At 51.3% G+C, this 15,264-nt stretch carries 10 protein-coding genes and 1 pseudogene; 1 reads left to right on the top strand and 10 read right to left on the bottom strand.

The annotated features are described in order from the left end of the window. Nucleotides 1-41 precede the first annotated feature (41 nt). From tssH to GFC06_RS08105, 9 genes and pseudogenes are all read right to left on the bottom strand, one after another. The gene (gene tssH, locus GFC06_RS08145; protein WP_153690010.1) at nucleotides 42-2,663 is read right to left on the bottom strand and encodes a type VI secretion system ATPase TssH; all 2,622 of its coding nucleotides are present in this window, start codon (nucleotides 2,661-2,663) and stop codon (nucleotides 42-44) included. A gap of 161 nt (nucleotides 2,664-2,824) precedes the next feature. Then, complete coding sequence (gene tssD, locus GFC06_RS08140; protein ID WP_003024437.1) at nucleotides 2,825-3,316, bottom strand: type VI secretion system tube protein TssD; 492 nt, start codon at nucleotides 3,314-3,316, stop codon at nucleotides 2,825-2,827. A 16-nt stretch (nucleotides 3,317-3,332) separates the two neighbouring features. Beyond that, nucleotides 3,333-4,997 carry an OmpA family protein gene (locus GFC06_RS08135; RefSeq protein ID WP_153690009.1) on the bottom strand — a complete coding sequence of 555 codons (1,665 nt, stop codon included), beginning with the start codon at nucleotides 4,995-4,997 and terminating at the stop codon, nucleotides 3,333-3,335. Between the two features lie 3 nt (nucleotides 4,998-5,000). Then, nucleotides 5,001-5,643: pseudogene (gene tssL / locus GFC06_RS08130) on the bottom strand (type VI secretion system protein TssL, short form). 5 nt (nucleotides 5,644-5,648) lie between these two features. Beyond that, nucleotides 5,649-6,986, bottom strand: coding sequence for a type VI secretion system baseplate subunit TssK (gene tssK / locus GFC06_RS08125; RefSeq protein WP_153690008.1), 1,338 nt, complete (start codon nucleotides 6,984-6,986; stop codon nucleotides 5,649-5,651). A gap of 23 nt (nucleotides 6,987-7,009) precedes the next feature. Then, the gene (gene tssC, locus GFC06_RS08120; RefSeq protein ID WP_016157464.1) at nucleotides 7,010-8,539 is read right to left on the bottom strand and encodes a type VI secretion system contractile sheath large subunit; all 1,530 of its coding nucleotides are present in this window, start codon (nucleotides 8,537-8,539) and stop codon (nucleotides 7,010-7,012) included. A 65-nt stretch (nucleotides 8,540-8,604) separates the two neighbouring features. After that, nucleotides 8,605-9,102 (bottom strand): type VI secretion system contractile sheath small subunit, encoded by a 498-nt coding sequence (tssB, locus tag GFC06_RS08115; RefSeq protein WP_016157465.1) that lies wholly within the window; start codon nucleotides 9,100-9,102, stop codon nucleotides 8,605-8,607. 471 nt (nucleotides 9,103-9,573) lie between these two features. Then, a complete protein-coding gene (gss, locus tag GFC06_RS08110; protein ID WP_016154486.1) occupies nucleotides 9,574-11,436 on the bottom strand; it encodes a bifunctional glutathionylspermidine amidase/synthase in 1,863 nt (620 codons plus the stop codon). Nucleotides 11,437-11,589: 153 nt separating this feature from the next. Continuing rightward, nucleotides 11,590-13,878: an FdhF/YdeP family oxidoreductase gene (locus GFC06_RS08105; protein WP_153690007.1), complete on the bottom strand. Its 2,289-nt coding sequence runs from the start codon at nucleotides 13,876-13,878 to the stop codon at nucleotides 11,590-11,592. A 218-nt stretch (nucleotides 13,879-14,096) separates the two neighbouring features. On the opposite strand from GFC06_RS08105, the gene yghU reads away from it, so the two are divergent. Further along, nucleotides 14,097-14,963, top strand: coding sequence for a glutathione-dependent disulfide-bond oxidoreductase (gene yghU, locus GFC06_RS08100; protein WP_153690006.1), 867 nt, complete (start codon nucleotides 14,097-14,099; stop codon nucleotides 14,961-14,963). Between the two features lie 50 nt (nucleotides 14,964-15,013). On the opposite strand, the gene hybG is transcribed toward yghU, so the two are convergent. Continuing rightward, nucleotides 15,014-15,262, bottom strand: a complete 249-nt coding sequence (gene hybG / locus GFC06_RS08095; protein WP_003024459.1) for a hydrogenase maturation factor HybG — start codon at nucleotides 15,260-15,262, stop codon at nucleotides 15,014-15,016. Nucleotides 15,263-15,264: the final 2 nt, after the last annotated feature.

Below are 15,264 nucleotides of genomic sequence, written 5' to 3'. Positions count from 1 at the left end.
CATCATTAGTCTTATCTCTGGGTTTTATTTTTCACTCGTTATCAATTATCAATTATCAATTCAATTCCCTCTTCATCACTCCAACTCAAAGTGAGCTGCTGAGGTTTTTGCTGCCGGGAAAGATACGTTAACAACTGCTGGCTGAGCACTGGCAAGATTTGTTGATTCAGCAGGCTATCAATATTCCTCGCCCCCGTATCCGGTAGCAGGCAAGCGGCTGTCAGGGCATCAAAAAGGTTCTCAGATATCGTCGTAGTGATGCCGTAGTGACGCAGTAATCGCTGTCTAACTTGATCCAGTTTCATTTGTACAATCGTACGTAACGCAGGTTCACTGAGCGGATGGTAGATAATAGTCTGGAAGCGAGCCAGTAGCGCCGGCTGGAAATGATCACGCAAGAGGGGGCGCAGCAGCTCGTGCAGATCGGACTCCGTGGTTTCCGGCTGTTCTTCCAGCATCTGCATCACAGCGTCGCCGCCAAGATTGGAAGTCATCAAAATAACGGTGTTGCGAAAATCAATTTCTCGGCCTTCACCATCTCGCATGAAACCGCGGTCAAATACCTGGTAAAACAGGTTTATGACGTCGCGATGCGCTTTTTCTACTTCATCCAGCAATACCACGCTATAAGGGCGTTTTCGCACTGCTTCAGTCAGGATCCCTCCCTGACCATAACCCACATACCCCGGAGGTGAGCCCTTGAGTTGGCTCACGGTGTGCGACTCCTGATACTCAGACAGATTAATCGTGATCAGCGATTTTTCACCGCCAAAGTGAATGTCAGCCAGGGCCAGCGCCGTCTCCGTTTTCCCGGTTCCGCTTGGTCCAGTTAGCAGAAAAACACCCTGTGGGCCGTTTTCCGGCGTAAGTCCTGTTTTTGATGCCCGCAACCGCTGTGCGATAGTATTTAGCGCGTAATCCTGCCCGACAACGCGGTTTCCCATCTGGGTTTCAAGCGTCAGCAAGTCTGTCTGGGAGTCCTTCATTAGTGAAGACAACGGTACACCGGTCCAGTCGGCGATCACCGTAGCTACTGTGCGCGCGTCTACATCCGGAAACAGTAAAGGATGGCCCTGCTGAAGCACACTAAGCTGTTGCTGCAATTCAATCGTTTCCGCCTGACGAGAAATATCACGGCGGCTGGTCAGCAGTTGCTCAGTGAGCGCTATTTCCTGGCCATACTGGGTTTCCAGTTCATCAAGCTCGACAAGCAGGCGATTTTCATGCTGTTCAATGCTGGCCAGCCTTTCATCATACTGACCATTTCCTACTGCGAGGTCTGCAAGCAACGCCTGTTTTTCAATTTCAAGCGCGGTGATCTCCGACTTCAAGCGCGTAAGGGGTTCAGGAACGGTATCAAGGCACATCCGTACTCTTGCACCTGCGGTATCCAGCAGGTCGACGGCTTTGTCGGGTAATTGCCTCCCGGTAAGATAGCGGCGAGAGAGCATAACAGCGGCTTTAACCGCTTCGTCGGTGATATGAACGCCATGGTGTTCTGCATAGCGTGATTTCAGACCACGCAGCATTAAACAGGCAGTGTCATCATCCGGTTCATCCACTTTAACCATCTGAAAACGCCGCTCCAGCGCAGCATCACGCTCAAAATACTGTTTATATTCGCTCCATGTGGTCGCTGCGATGGTTCGCAATTCACCTCTGGCCAGAGCGGGTTTTAGCAGGTTGGCTGCATCAGCTCCCCCCGCCTGATTACCGGCCCCAATGATGGTGTGTGCTTCATCGATAAAGAGCAGAACAGGAGTTGGCGATTGCTGAACGGCATCAATGATATTTTTTAATCGCTGCTCAAACTCACCTTTCACTCCAGCACCTGCCTGCAACAGCCCAAGATCCAGCGTACGTAAGGTTACTGATTTCAGGCTATCCGGCACGTTACCTTCAGCAATACGCAGCGCCAGCCCCTCCACCAAAGCGGTCTTGCCGACGCCGGGTTCCCCAACCAGAATTGGATTGTTTTTTCGACGACGAGATAGCACATCCACCATTTGCCGAATTTCATTATCACGACCAAATACCGGATCGATATCACCGGCACACGCTTTCGCGGTCACGTCTAATGTAAATTTATCGAGCACACCTTGTAATGCGGGCGACAAAGTCGACTGGGCCAGATTTCGACCCGGTTCATCATCAGAGGTAAACTGCGCCAGAGCAGCCTCTTGCTGCCTTTCAGGACGTTCATCTGACTGGACATTTAATAGCGGCAGGAGCCGTTCCAGTTGAGTATGTCCTGCGCTCAGAAGAGGCCACAGGCCGTCACACTTCAGTAGCGAAGGCTTTCCCACCAGCGCCATCAGCAGATGCACACCACGTATCTGCGAATTTTCATCCGTTGCTGCACACAGCCACGCTTGTTGCATTAAAGAGAGGAGAACATCAGACAACTGCGGGCGGCTTTTTACGGAACGAGGCTGAACATCCAGATGCGCCAGCAGCGACTGCCAGAGATTGTCGATATCCCATTCATAACGACGTGCAATGACAGTAATATCGCCCTCTCCCTGTTCCAATAGCTTCAGTAACCAGTGTTCAGGAGTGATTTCTGCATGCGCACGCGTTTGACATAACGATGCCGCCGCTTCAAGCGCCTGAGCACAATAGGGGTTGAGACGTCGTAATAACACTGCTGACTGGTGTTCCATTTGCTTCCTGACTCCCTGTATTCAGGCACGCTACCGCCCGTGGCCGTAACCCAATGCCCATAAGGTAATAGTGACGTTGATACTCTCTGCTAAATCCCCGCGCCGGATACTCAGCAGAGGGCATAAAAAAACGGATGAGGAAATACTCATCCGTTAGTGCGTTACGCGGTGGTACGCTCGTTCCAGGCGTCAGAATGGATAATGTTGCCATCCTTATATGTCCAGACGATCTTCTCGTAGCGCAGTTCAATCTGTTCCAGGTGGTTATGCTTCTCTTTAGCCGGATCTTTGATGTCGTACATCACAGGATTTACTTTCACCACTTTCACGTTATGCAGAGTGGTGTTGAAGTATTCCACTTCCTGACCAGCATCATTGATGCGATACCATTTGAACTCTGCCTGACGCAGGGTCTGACCAGTGGTTACAGCCTTGTACAGATACGGGCTGGAAGCATCGATTTCCTTAGTGAAAAGAAACGGGGTATGGATGCGCGTCCCGGTCAACTTACCGGTGTTGTTATCGGTAGGGATGTACAGGTTATGTTCCTGAGCCACTACTTCGATACTGCCCACACGGTCTTTCACATCAACAGAGCCCTTAATATCCGCACCGCCGTCGTCTTTCAGCCAAAGGTAGACTGGAATTGCCATAACTCTTTCTCCATTTTTACTTCGTTAATGCGTCACCGCCTTGCGGTGACGGTTCCTTCATGCCCGACACCCGACAGGCATCAGCCTGCGGTACCAGACTGATCTCTACACGGCGGTTGGCAGCCCTCCCCTCCGGCGTATCGTTGGTTTTGTAGGGACGTAATTCGCCGTAACCCTGAACAGCAAAACAGCTCTCCGCGACGTCACCGGTATCACGCATCCAGTCGCGAACAGATTCCGCGCGTTTGAGAGAGAGCTGCTGATTAGATTTATCGTCACCCACATCATCGGTATGCCCGGCGATGACTATCAGCCAACCGGGCTTGGCTTTGATATTGACTAAAGCTCGAATGAGTACTTTTGTTGAACCCGCTTTTAACGCCCATTCGCCCGTATCAAACAGCGACATACTGTCCAGTCGAACGGTATGCGGGGAGGCCACTTTCGGTTTTTCAGTTGGCAGCCAGTCGCTGATGGCGGCCTGCAAAGGCGGGATCAATCTCATCCCCTGATACAATCCCATTGAAAGAGAAAGGGGCTCACCACGCTGATACCAGCGATCAAGCCGCTGTGCATCACGACGAAGCTGTTCCTGGGCCTGAATCTTTGGCTCGGCAGGATTGCCAGTAAGATGGCGGTATAACATCAGATGATCGTTTGTGATCCTGATGAGATGTTGGTTATTGATAAAGCTGCACGTCATCGCCAGCCCGACAAAAATGCCGCATAGCAGACCGCTTACGCCCAGCGTTCGTTGAAATGCTGTCAGTGCCCGGCGGCGGGATAAAAAAGGCAATGCTAAATCAGGAAAAGGCAGCAGTACGGGCGCTGCTGATGCCGCAGGAGAAAGCGTTGTTTGAGCAGCGATATGCCGTTGCCACAGATTATTTTCGTAAACCGCTAATGAGGTGAAACACACAACCCGTAAAGCAGAGAAAAGAGGCGGAGCATTGCGTTCGGTATCGCCTTGCACCTTCTTCAGCCAGCCCAGTAAATTATCTAACCACACTGCATGTGTTAGATGAGAGTGGCGAGCCGGGCGCTCTTCCGAAGAGAAAGGTGCAAAGTCGTCTAATCCCGTAGCTGACTGCACCTCTGCATCCTGAGGGGTTCGAATAAACCAACGTACAGTCTCATTACATTGAGGAGAATTCAGCCAACAGCACAACCAAAACGGCGGTATACCTGATAACCAACGCCGACTCTGGGTTACCACACGCCGCCAACTGAGTAGCATATGCTTAAGCGCATCTTCATCTTTATGCCGTTCTGGGGTCAATGCCAGCATCACGGACACGCGCATTAGAAGCCCCGGGCGCTGCACAGCTATCTGACGAACCAGAGCAATAAAATGTTCCGGGGACTGGACAGATAAATACCAGCCCTGCGAACTCTCGCAAGAATCGCTACGTCCGGCAAACAATGGCTCATTGTCGCCACACACCAGCACGACAGGCCCACTGAAACTCTCCGGAGGGAGCGCAACTTCACGAGCAGAATGCTCAGGCTTCAACCGACCATACTGACGCCAGCCATAAACGATCCCTGGAATGGAAAGCAATAAAACAATGACGGTAAGGCCGCCCCGGATACCCGCACTTACTGGGCTGAATCCCCAGACCAACAGCAAAGCCAGTACGGCCGCCAGCACATAGTTAACGATCCCTCGCAACTGGGCCATGTCTTAACCCTGCCCAATCAGCTGAGCAATCTGCCCTTGTAAGACATGAGAAAATGTTAGCCACAAAGCCCCCAACGCCAGCGCGCCAACAATCCATGCCAGCCACCAGCGGCGCTTACCGCCAGAGAAGCCGGACGCCCGCATGATTACTGGTGAATCGTGTTTTAACTTAAAAAGGCATCGCCTGAGTTGACAGCGCTTCAAGAACATCTTCACGACGTTCATCACCCTGCTCACGATAGCGACCCACAAAACCAAGCGTGATTGCGCGATAAAAGCAGGTTAATACGGCGGTATCAGGAACGGGCTCGCGCAGTACGGTACGGATGCGCTCCCAGAGCTCTTCCCCGGCATTGGTGGTATTGAAATAGTGGGCCTGTAAGGGTGTCGCAAGCCAAGTGATATAACCGCTATCCTGCCGGTTACGGTTCAACACGCTTTCATCCAGTAACGCACATTGGGTGTAGAGCATATGTTCAACGCTGTGCTCGCTGTACCCCAGGTCACGCAATACATTACGCGCAGAATCCACCCATTGGCAGGCCCGGCGATAAAAAGCAGCCCCATCGTCGACTTCCAACCCGCCACGTAGTTGGCTTACAGCAAGCCAGGTTGGCCAGAACACCTGATCAATATCCTTATTCATTTATTTCAATCCCTTAATACGGCGAATAACTCGAGTTGAATCTCTCCCAGCGTTCCCGGCACATAGAAGGCGCAATTACCAGCGTCCAGCATGGCCTGAGCTGCTGGATGATTAATCTCAAGAGCAAAGTATTGATTTTCCAGTCGTAACGGGATGGCTGCGGGGACATGCGTCAGCGGTTTTAACGGAATTCCGCTAAGTGCTACATTGACTACATCAGACACGTCTGCCCGGCTCCCCGCTTTACAGAGCTGTGGAAATTGCGTCAGTAGGACATGCGCAGGGAGATCTGAACGAACGGACAGGTAAAAATCAGCGCCTTCACGCAGTCGAGCATCCGACAGTGCGCCATTCCAGAACTGTCTCTCCTGCGTCAGCTCAATAGCGACAACACGAGATGGCAGGCTGGCTTCCAGCAGTTCCACCAGCAATGCAAACAATGGAGGGAATACTTGCTGCGGATTTGCGTGCTGGTATGGGGGCACAACGCTGACATCATTTTCTAATGAAAAGGTCAGCAGGCTGCCCGCTAACCGCGCCAGTTCACGCCACAAAAGTTCGGGGTGACGGCCTGGGTTTTGCAGCATTTCTCTCAGTACAGGTTCCGAGCTATTAAGCGCATTCAGCAGCCAAAACAACGAAACATCTGCTACCGCAAAATCCGCCATTCGTTCGTTACTTTCACGACGCAAGGCCATCAGACGGCGACAACGGGCCTGGATGCGATGCACCAAATCACTGAGAGAATTGATTAATAAGGGGCTGGCTGAGAGTGAAAGCGATGGCGGTAAAAAATCGCGTCCCAGCTCCCATTGCCCCTGAGCATTACGAGTCAAGCAAGCTACCGGACAGGTCAGATAAGCGCTGTTATCATCGTGGGCATACCGGAGGGTGATAGCATGCCGCAGCACTGCCATATCAGTCCGTTCCTGACCAGAGAGATCCTGCACTGGCAGCCATTCCTGCTGCCAGCGACACGGACGGCTAACGCCGTTGCCTGACGAAAGATTGCCGCCATTAGCCGAAAGCAGCGGCAACGCCAGGACGATATCAACGCTGCTGTAACCAGTAAGATGCGATAAATCACACGCCGGAGGCAGGTTATCTGAAATACCTGTATCCACTAACGTACCGTCAGGAAAACGCACAACCAGATTAACGGGATTCAAACGGGAAACCGTTAGCGCACTTTCATCAAACTCCGCGCTGATGACGCCCCACGGTGATGAAAGTGACATATGAGCCACAACGTTGGCTACATAGGCATCCCAACGTGTCTGTTGCTGAAACTGCTGGGGAGCCAGAAAGGCCCCCTCGCTCCATAACGGGCGATAGATCTTCATCGCACCTCCTGTGCATTGTGTCGTTAAGATTTCGACTTAGGCATTTGTGAAACTAACGACAAACTGACGTCCATACCTTCAACCTGAAAATGCGGAATGGCATACAGGCGCACGCGGAAGAAGCCTGGGTTATCCTCAATATCCTCCACCACAACACGCCCGTCACGAAGCGGGTGTGAAGCCTGCAAGTCATCGCCAGGATCGGTCATTTCGGTTACCAGACTGCGCAGCCAGTTGTTCAGTTCAAGTTCAAGCAGACGGCGATCTTTGGTCGTACCTATATTTTCTCGCTGCAGGATTTTCAGGTAGTGAGCGATACGAGAAAGAAGGAAGATATACGGTAGACGTGAGTTAATCCGGCTGTTAGCCGTCGCTTCCGCTGTATCAAACAGCGCAGGTTTTTGAGCCGAGTTAGCAGAAAAGAAGCAGGCGTAATCACGATTCTTATAATAAGAAAGCGGAATAAAGCCGAGGTTGGCGAATTCAAACTCCCGGGTTTCTGGAATCATCACCTCAGACGGGATCTTCACCTGATTACCTGTCCCCAGATCGTACAGATGGATAGGCAAGTCTTTAACCGCACCACCCGCCTGTGGTCCACGGATCTGGACGCACCAGCCATTCTTGATAAAACTTTTCACCATGTTCACAGCGAAAGAGAAAGAGGCGCTGGTCCACAGATATTTTTCATGATCCGGGCCCTTAACTTCTTCAACATAGTTAAAACTACGTACCGGCACGGTATCAGGACCATACGGCAGGCGACCCAGAACACGCGGCATAGTTAATCCGATATAGCGTGAATCGTCGCTATCACGGAATGCTTTCCACTTGATGTATTCAGCTCGTTCGAAATAATCATTGATATCTTTTATGGCCGCGACTTCTTCCATATTTTCCTTCAGGAAGAATTTCGGCCCAACGGAACCAATGAACGGCATATGACAGGCAGCCGACACACCCGAAATATTGCGCAGCAGTGCAATATCCTGCGGGCTGTTATCAAATTCGTATGCTGAAATCATTGCCGCAATGGGTTCGCCGCCAGGCTGATCATATTCTTCAATATAAACATGGCGATACAACCCGCTTTGGATAAGTTCCGGCGCGTCGTCAAAATCATCACGCAGCGCATCCTTGCTGATATCCATCATTTCTACACGGACATTTTGGCGAAAATCGATACCGGTGATCATCGAATGCACACCACGCCAGAGCGATTCTTGTTTTTGAAATTCAGCATGGTGCATAACTTCATTAACCTGGTCGCTAATCTGCTTGTCCAGACGAGCAATCTGCTCATCCAGCAGCGTTTTATCCAGGCGCTCTACTGGCTGCGCAGCATCCGCGAGGCAAGAGACCAGAACCTGAATAGCGGCGGTCACGCGTTCAGCCGGAGCGGCATCAGAAAGCGCTTCATCGCTCTGCCATGCATCTACATTTTTTAATGTCGAAACCGGGGAAAGATTAATTTTGTCAAAGAGGGATTGATAAACGCTGCGTTCACTGGTCGTGGTGGTCGCGACTGAAGAGGTATGTTCCTGAACAGACATCAACATATTCCTTTTATGATCCTTTACTATTCCTGCCAATTAAGCGGAGGAAACCCTGTATAACGTTAAATCTCTTCTGGCATCATGGTTGCCAGTTCATCACGCAGTTCCTGACTCAGGGCTGGATTTTTGAGGATGATTTCCAGCTCGCGACGAAAAGCAGCGTTATCGAGTAAGTTAGATTTCAGGTCGCGCAGTAAGTTACGCATAGCCAACAGAACGCGTAATTGTGGGATATTTCGTGCGACCTGTTCAGGTTCAAAATCGCGGATATTTTTAAAGGTAAGGTTAATATCGTCAGTTCTGTCATCACCAGCTAACGTATTTTTAACACTCATATTTACTACTGGTGCGAACTTAGCTAACACATCATTGAAATTATTTTTATTAATATCAACCTTTTCGCGCTCGGATAATGGTCGTTGTTCTCTACCATTACTGAAATCACCTACAGCCAAAAGTTTTAACGGCAATTCAACCTTTTTCTGAACGCCTCCGGTATGTAAATCTAACTTAATATTAACGCGTGCCGTCGGCACTTCATTCTGAAAACTGTCACCCATACGTCCCTCTCAGACCGGCGGTTCCTGCCGATATTTTACATTTCCTAACGGAGCATTTTCCAATCGCTCAACGTGTTTCTTACAACGTCATTTCTGCGGGCAGTCAACAACGACTGTTAATGACAATTAACGATTATAATTAGTATGCTGACGTAATCCGACATATTACCTGAGATAAAACATGATCAATATCACTAATGCACCAAATAATACATTAGTATTATTCATCTAAAAACAAAATCAAGAAAGTATATTATCTAATACAAGCGGAAGAAATTGATTAACGTTGAAAACATTCATGAAAAGAATGTTTTTGAGCTATAAAATATTAATTTAAGTAATAATTACCATTATATCCATATTTCATGTGACTTATTTCAATATATAATCAGCGTCAATTTAACTATAAACAGAAAAAAGCCGGAGATATACTCCGGCTTTTCGCATTTCAATCAAGAACTCGCAAAAAGATTACTCTTCCTTCACTACAATCAGCGGCTCGATATCGCTCTCTTTTTTAATCACCAGCGACTCATCGCCGCGCAGGCAGGTCCCCCCATAGTTACCGCCTACGGTGAAGGTACAAACCTGAATATATTTACCAGCAATTTTTGGCAGACACCAAAGCTGCTGATAAATGTTCTTCTGCTCGGCAAACTTACCGCTGGTTTTATCCAGTAACTCTTCCTGATGGCTCACCAGATCGATGTTGCTGCCACAACGTCCTGCAATAGGTTTCACTGCATAACCGGTTTGCGCCAGCTCTTCATTAACAGTGAAATCAGTATCAAGCAGATAGCGGTGGTGTGGGAACAGTTGCCACAGGATCGGCAAAATCGCTTTATTACCAGGGATCACCGTCCACAGAGGTTCAAAGACCAGCACTTCCGGGCGCAGCAACACGTCGATTAAACGCACTTCCTGATTCGTATGCCCGGTACGAATTGGTACCGCAGCGTACTCCGTTTCACTGACCTCTCGCACCTGCTCAATTGCGGTTTCCCACGCCCAGGTTTTCCAGACGCAGTTCACCAGACGACCGTCCCCGTCAATCAGCTGACCAGCGTCATCCCAACGTAGCTCATCGAGGCCACGCAGAATTTTACTGTCAAACCCGGCCTGACGTAGCGCCTGCTGCATAAACTGAGCGTGGTAGTTTTCCTCTATATCTTTATCCTGCATGATGTGGACAAAAGGACGCGCGCGGCTGTGCTTCCAGGCCCCCGCCAGTTCGTTGATCAATCCTTCAGCTGGGTTGTGTCCCTGTCCTGTATAGCCCTGCTCGGCCCATCTTTCGAGGATCAAACCGGCTTCGGTATGGCACGATGCGGAATCGGCGTTGTACTCATACACCTTCAGTCCGCGTTCATCCATACAGAAATCCATACGTCCCGTAATCATATGATGCCGACGACGCTGCCAGGAAAGGCGCAGACGCGGCCAGAGGATTTTCGGGATATCGAACAGCGCCAACAGGTTGTCATCTTTCAGCACTTTGTCGGTCGCGTGCAGATACATCAGGTGCAGCTCGTTGGTGGCTTTGATCAGCTCCTGCTCTGCACTCTCGGTAATGGTGAAGTACTGATGCGGATCCTGATTAATCACGTGACCGTTCGCCAGCACGTAGGCTTTCTGCAGCGGATCCTGTTCATCAAGCCATTTACCGTCAAACTGCCCGTTATCTTCCAGTCGCGCGCCGCCAATTTTCAGCGAGTCATTGGCGATCTCCGGCTGCGGCAGGCTGTCACGGGTATCATCGGTCTGGATCATCCAGCCAAGGATGGTGGTGTCGTCAAAGGTATCACGCAGGGTGTAACAACCGTTTTCAACCACCATCTCCAGTTCGCGGGTCCACTGCTGTCCGGGAGGCAACGGCGTATGGAGCACGTTCTGTTCGGCAATACGGATTTTGTTTTCCAGCAACTGGGTGACGACCGCCACATGGCCGGTATCGTTAAACTCACCGCCTTTTTGCCAGATAAGCAGAGCACCGGCTACCGGCGCGCGGGGCGAACCATTCGGAAATGCCTGTAACGGCAGGATATTGTCATTCACCACTTCGCGCAGAAAGCGTAAGGAAAAGATCTCCCAGGCCATGCCTACATCGGTGAAGACCACGCCATAATTAAGGAAGAGAAAGCGGCGTGCGAACTCTACGCACTGCCATTTGTGGCCCATGTATTCGTCGTCGATATAGCTGCGAAATGCCGCATCATCGTCGTAGTCCCGTGGGTCGAGGGAGCTGTAATCTGAAGAGTAGATTGCTACGCCGCCTGGGGCGTAGCCCAATAATGTCCCGAATGGGGCATCCTGACTGGTCGTTCCTTTGCTCATGCACCTTACCTCAAAACAATACAGCCTGAGCAGGTTGGCGTGAATTTTTCGCTCTGATTGCCTGCTCTGCGACACTAACCGGACAGAGGTCGACATCATCATACACCTCAACGCAGCGGCTGGCGCTCAGAGGCGAAAAATTCGCAGCAGGAACTACGCTTTTGTCACGGTGACCGGTACGCTTTTATACGCCGGAGTCAAACTTTGTGTGTCCACCGCATCCAGCGAAAGCAGGACATTCGCTTCTGGCAGATAAGCGCCTATTGAGCCCACCGCCATGTTGTAAATCACCACCGTCAAGCCGCACATAATGCGATCCGCACAGGGCTGGCCGCTGTCGTCCAGCGCCTGAACGTTGACCACATCTCCCTGGCTCAGACCGCGAGTCGCCGCTTCTTCAGCGCTTAAAAACACCACATCCCGACGACCGGTAATGCCACGGTAGCGATCGTTCATACCATAAATAGTGGTGTTGTATTGATCGTGGCTGCGCAGCGTCGCCAGAACCAGTGCATCGGCAGGCTGATTTTCTCGCTCTACCGCCCGCTGATGGCTGACGATAAAATTGGCTTTACCATTCGCCGTACGCCATTCACGGCGCGAAGCGGGCGTATCCATACGAAATCCGCCCGGCTCGGCAATACGGGCATTGTAATCGTGGAACGCCGGGATCACGGCTTCAATGGCGTCACGGATCAGTGCGTAGTCCCCGGTTAACGCTTCCCAGTTGATCGGCGAAAGCGGCAGAGTGGCGTGTGCCATGCCCGCCACAATCGCGGGTTCCGATTTTAACCAGCGGGAAGCTGGCTTCAGCGCGCCGCAGGAAGCGTGGACCATCGACATCGAGTCTTCGACGGTCACCGACTGGATCCCCGTCGCCTGAATGTCGCGCTCCGTTCGACCTAATGCAGGCAGCAGGTAATTATGCTTTGCCAGCAGCAAATGCGATCTGTTCAGCTTGGTCGCAACATGGACCTGCAGATCCAAATTTTTCATCGCCGCAAAGGTACGCTGCGGCTGCGGCATCGCCACCGCCAGATTGCCCCCCATGCAAATGAGCGCTTTTGACTCTCCCCGTTCGATGGCCCGAATACTCTCCACGCTGGAGCGGCCATGTTTGCGCGGCACACGGATAGAAAAATGCGTCTCCAGGCGTTGCAGGAAGTCTTCGGATGCCGCTTCATTGATCCCCACGGAACGGTCGCCTTGCACGTTAGAATGACCGCGCAACGGGCAGATCCCCGCCCCAGGCTTACCCATATTGCCTTTCAGCAGCAGCAGGTTTACCAGTTGCTGGACGTTCTCAGTACCGTTTTTATGCTGGGTGATGCCCAGACCATAACAAATAATAGTGGCACGAGATTTACTGTAGCTGTGCGCCAGGTCTTCCATCTGACTGCGCGTCAGGCCCGAGTCCTGTTCCAGCTCCGCCCAGTTATGCTGACGTAAGTCCTCATACAGCGCTGCATATCCAGCGGTATGCTCATCGATAAACGCATGATCGAGTGTCGGTTGCTGATCCAGTAAGATCCGCGCTTCATCCATTTCGATCAGCGCCTTCATGATGCCTTTCAGCAGCGAGGCGTCACCGCCCATTTTTACCTGGTAGTAGTCGTTGCTCAGCTGCGTCGACTGACCGGTGAACATCTCTTTCGGGCTTTGCGGGAAACTAAAGCGCTCAAGCCCCCTTTCGTTCAGCGGATTGATAGAGATAATTTTAGCCCCGCGTTTGGCAACGTCGCGTAAGGTGGTCAGCATACGTGGATGATTAGTGCCAGGGTTATGCCCGATACAAATCACCAGATCGCAATGGTCAAAATCGTCAAGTTCAACGGTCCCTTTTCCAAGGCCAATGGCCGGCGTTAGCCCTGCGCTGGTCGGTCCGTGGCACATGTTTGAGCAATCAGGAAAGTTGCTGCTGCCATATTCGCGGGCAAAAAGCTGATACAGGAACGCCGCTTCATTTGACGTTCTGCCGGAGGTGTAAAACTCAACCTGCTGGGGTGAATCATAGCTGCGCAGACGCTCGCCTATCTCCTGGAAGGCGATATCCCAATCCACCGCCTGCCAGGTATCTGATGCTGCATCGTATTTCATCGGATGCGTCAAACGACCGATATTATCCAGCTCATAATCGCTGTAGTGCCAGAGTGTGGAAACCGGGTGACGGCTGAAAAATTCCGGTGACGCTTTTTTACTGGTTGTCTCCCAGGAGACCGCCTTAACGCCATTTTCGCACAGCTCCATTGGCGCACGGTGCCCTGGGTCCGGCCACGCACAGCCCGGACAGTCGAACCCTTTCACCTGGTTCATTTTGAACATCGCGATAATGTCGCGGGCGACAGCCTTTTGCGAAAACACCGAAGCTGTGACGGCTTTTACCGCGCCCCACCCACCCGCCGGGCCCTGATAACCGCTTACTCCTGGAACACCATTTTTCATTATTACTGCTTATTCACCGCCAATTTTTAATGGCGAATACGGTAGCAATTTCCGTCCAACATTGATTTCCTCTTCATGGAGTACGGAGCGGGTACAATGAACGGGTTAGATTTATCTTCCCCTTTCAGCACAAAGCGACATAAAGTTCCAATCTGTTAAATTGAGTTCTACCTAACTGCTACACTGCATCAACACAACCACTCAGAAGGCAGGTCAATATGTCAGACAATACCTATCAGCCCGCGAAAGTCTGGACGTGGGAAAAATCGAACGGGGGCGCATTCGCCAATATCAACCGCCCGGTTTCCGGAGCCACCCACGAGAAAACGCTGCCGGTTGGCAAACATCCGCTGCAGCTCTATTCGCTGGGTACGCCAAACGGGCAGAAAGTGACGATCATGCTGGAGGAGTTGCTGGCGCAGGGGGTGAAGGGCGCGGAATACGATGCCTGGATTATCCGCATTGGCGATGGCGATCAGTTTTCCAGCGGCTTTGTTGAGGTGAATCCAAACTCGAAGATCCCGGCGCTACGCGATCACTCGCAAAACCCACCGGTTCGCGTATTCGAATCTGGCGCAATCCTACTCTATCTGGCGGAAAAATATGGTTATTTCCTGCCGCAGGATTTGGCAAAACGCACCGAAGCGCTGAACTGGTTGTTCTGGTTACAAGGCGCAGCGCCGTTCCTCGGCGGAGGCTTTGGCCACTTCTATAACTATGCTCCGGTTAAAATTGAGTACGCTATCAATCGCTTCACCATGGAAGCCAAGCGCTTACTCGACGTGCTGGATAAACAATTGGCACAACATCAGTTTGTGGCCGGAGATGAATACACCATTGCCGATATGGCGGTCTGGCCATGGTTTGGCAATGTGGTTCTGGGCAACGTCTACGACGCAGCAGAGTTCCTTGACGCAGGAAGCTACAAGCACGTACAACGCTGGGCAAAAGAGATTGCAGCGCGTCCGGCGGTTAAGCGTGGTCGTATTGTAAACCGCACTAACGGACCGCTGAACGAGCAGCTTCATGAACGCCATGACGCCAGCGACTTCGATACCCAAACCGAAGATAAGCGCCAGAACTAAAATAAATTGCCGGATGGCAACCGCTATCCGGCAATTTCATTCAGGATTTGTCACGCGCTGGTGACGTCGTACTCCATGCGGCGAAGTGCGTCTAACGTGGCTTTAGCTTCATCTTCATCAATGATGCTCATGGCGAACCCTACGTGCACCAGCACCCATTGCCCGACCAGCTCAGCTGTATCACCTTCACAAATCAGGGCAATATTGACATCACGTTTGATGCCGCACACTTCAACCTGCGCAAGCTGGTGAATATCTTCACCAACGGCCAGAACCTGACCAGGGACTCCAATACACATAT

Source organism: Citrobacter braakii (assembly GCF_009648935.1).
GTDB classification, from domain to species: domain Bacteria; phylum Pseudomonadota; class Gammaproteobacteria; order Enterobacterales; family Enterobacteriaceae; genus Citrobacter; species Citrobacter braakii.
Note: the sequence above shows the minus strand (reverse complement) of the source record. Positions and strands in the feature narration are given on the sequence as shown.

What these genes read in the sequence shown, in the direction of transcription:
- GFC06_RS08105 (WP_153690007.1), bottom strand. Translation starts at nt 13,878, where the DNA reads ATGAAAAATGGTGTTCCAGGAGTAAGCGGTTATCAGGGCCCGGCGGGT.
- tssD (WP_003024437.1), bottom strand. Translation starts at nt 3,316, where the DNA reads ATGGCAATTCCAGTCTACCTTTGGCTGAAAGACGACGGCGGTGCGGAT.
- gss (WP_016154486.1), bottom strand. Translation starts at nt 11,436, where the DNA reads ATGAGCAAAGGAACGACCAGTCAGGATGCCCCATTCGGGACATTATTG.
- yghU (WP_153690006.1), top strand. Translation starts at nt 14,097, where the DNA reads ATGTCAGACAATACCTATCAGCCCGCGAAAGTCTGGACGTGGGAAAAA.
- GFC06_RS08135 (WP_153690009.1), bottom strand. Translation starts at nt 4,997, where the DNA reads ATGGCCCAGTTGCGAGGGATCGTTAACTATGTGCTGGCGGCCGTACTG.
- tssC (WP_016157464.1), bottom strand. Translation starts at nt 8,539, where the DNA reads ATGTCTGTTCAGGAACATACCTCTTCAGTCGCGACCACCACGACCAGT.
- tssK (WP_153690008.1), bottom strand. Translation starts at nt 6,986, where the DNA reads ATGAAGATCTATCGCCCGTTATGGAGCGAGGGGGCCTTTCTGGCTCCC.
- hybG (WP_003024459.1), bottom strand. Translation starts at nt 15,262, where the DNA reads ATGTGTATTGGAGTCCCTGGTCAGGTTCTGGCCGTTGGTGAAGATATT.
- tssB (WP_016157465.1), bottom strand. Translation starts at nt 9,102, where the DNA reads ATGGGTGACAGTTTTCAGAATGAAGTGCCGACGGCACGCGTTAATATT.
- tssH (WP_153690010.1), bottom strand. Translation starts at nt 2,663, where the DNA reads ATGGAACACCAGTCAGCAGTGTTATTACGACGTCTCAACCCCTATTGT.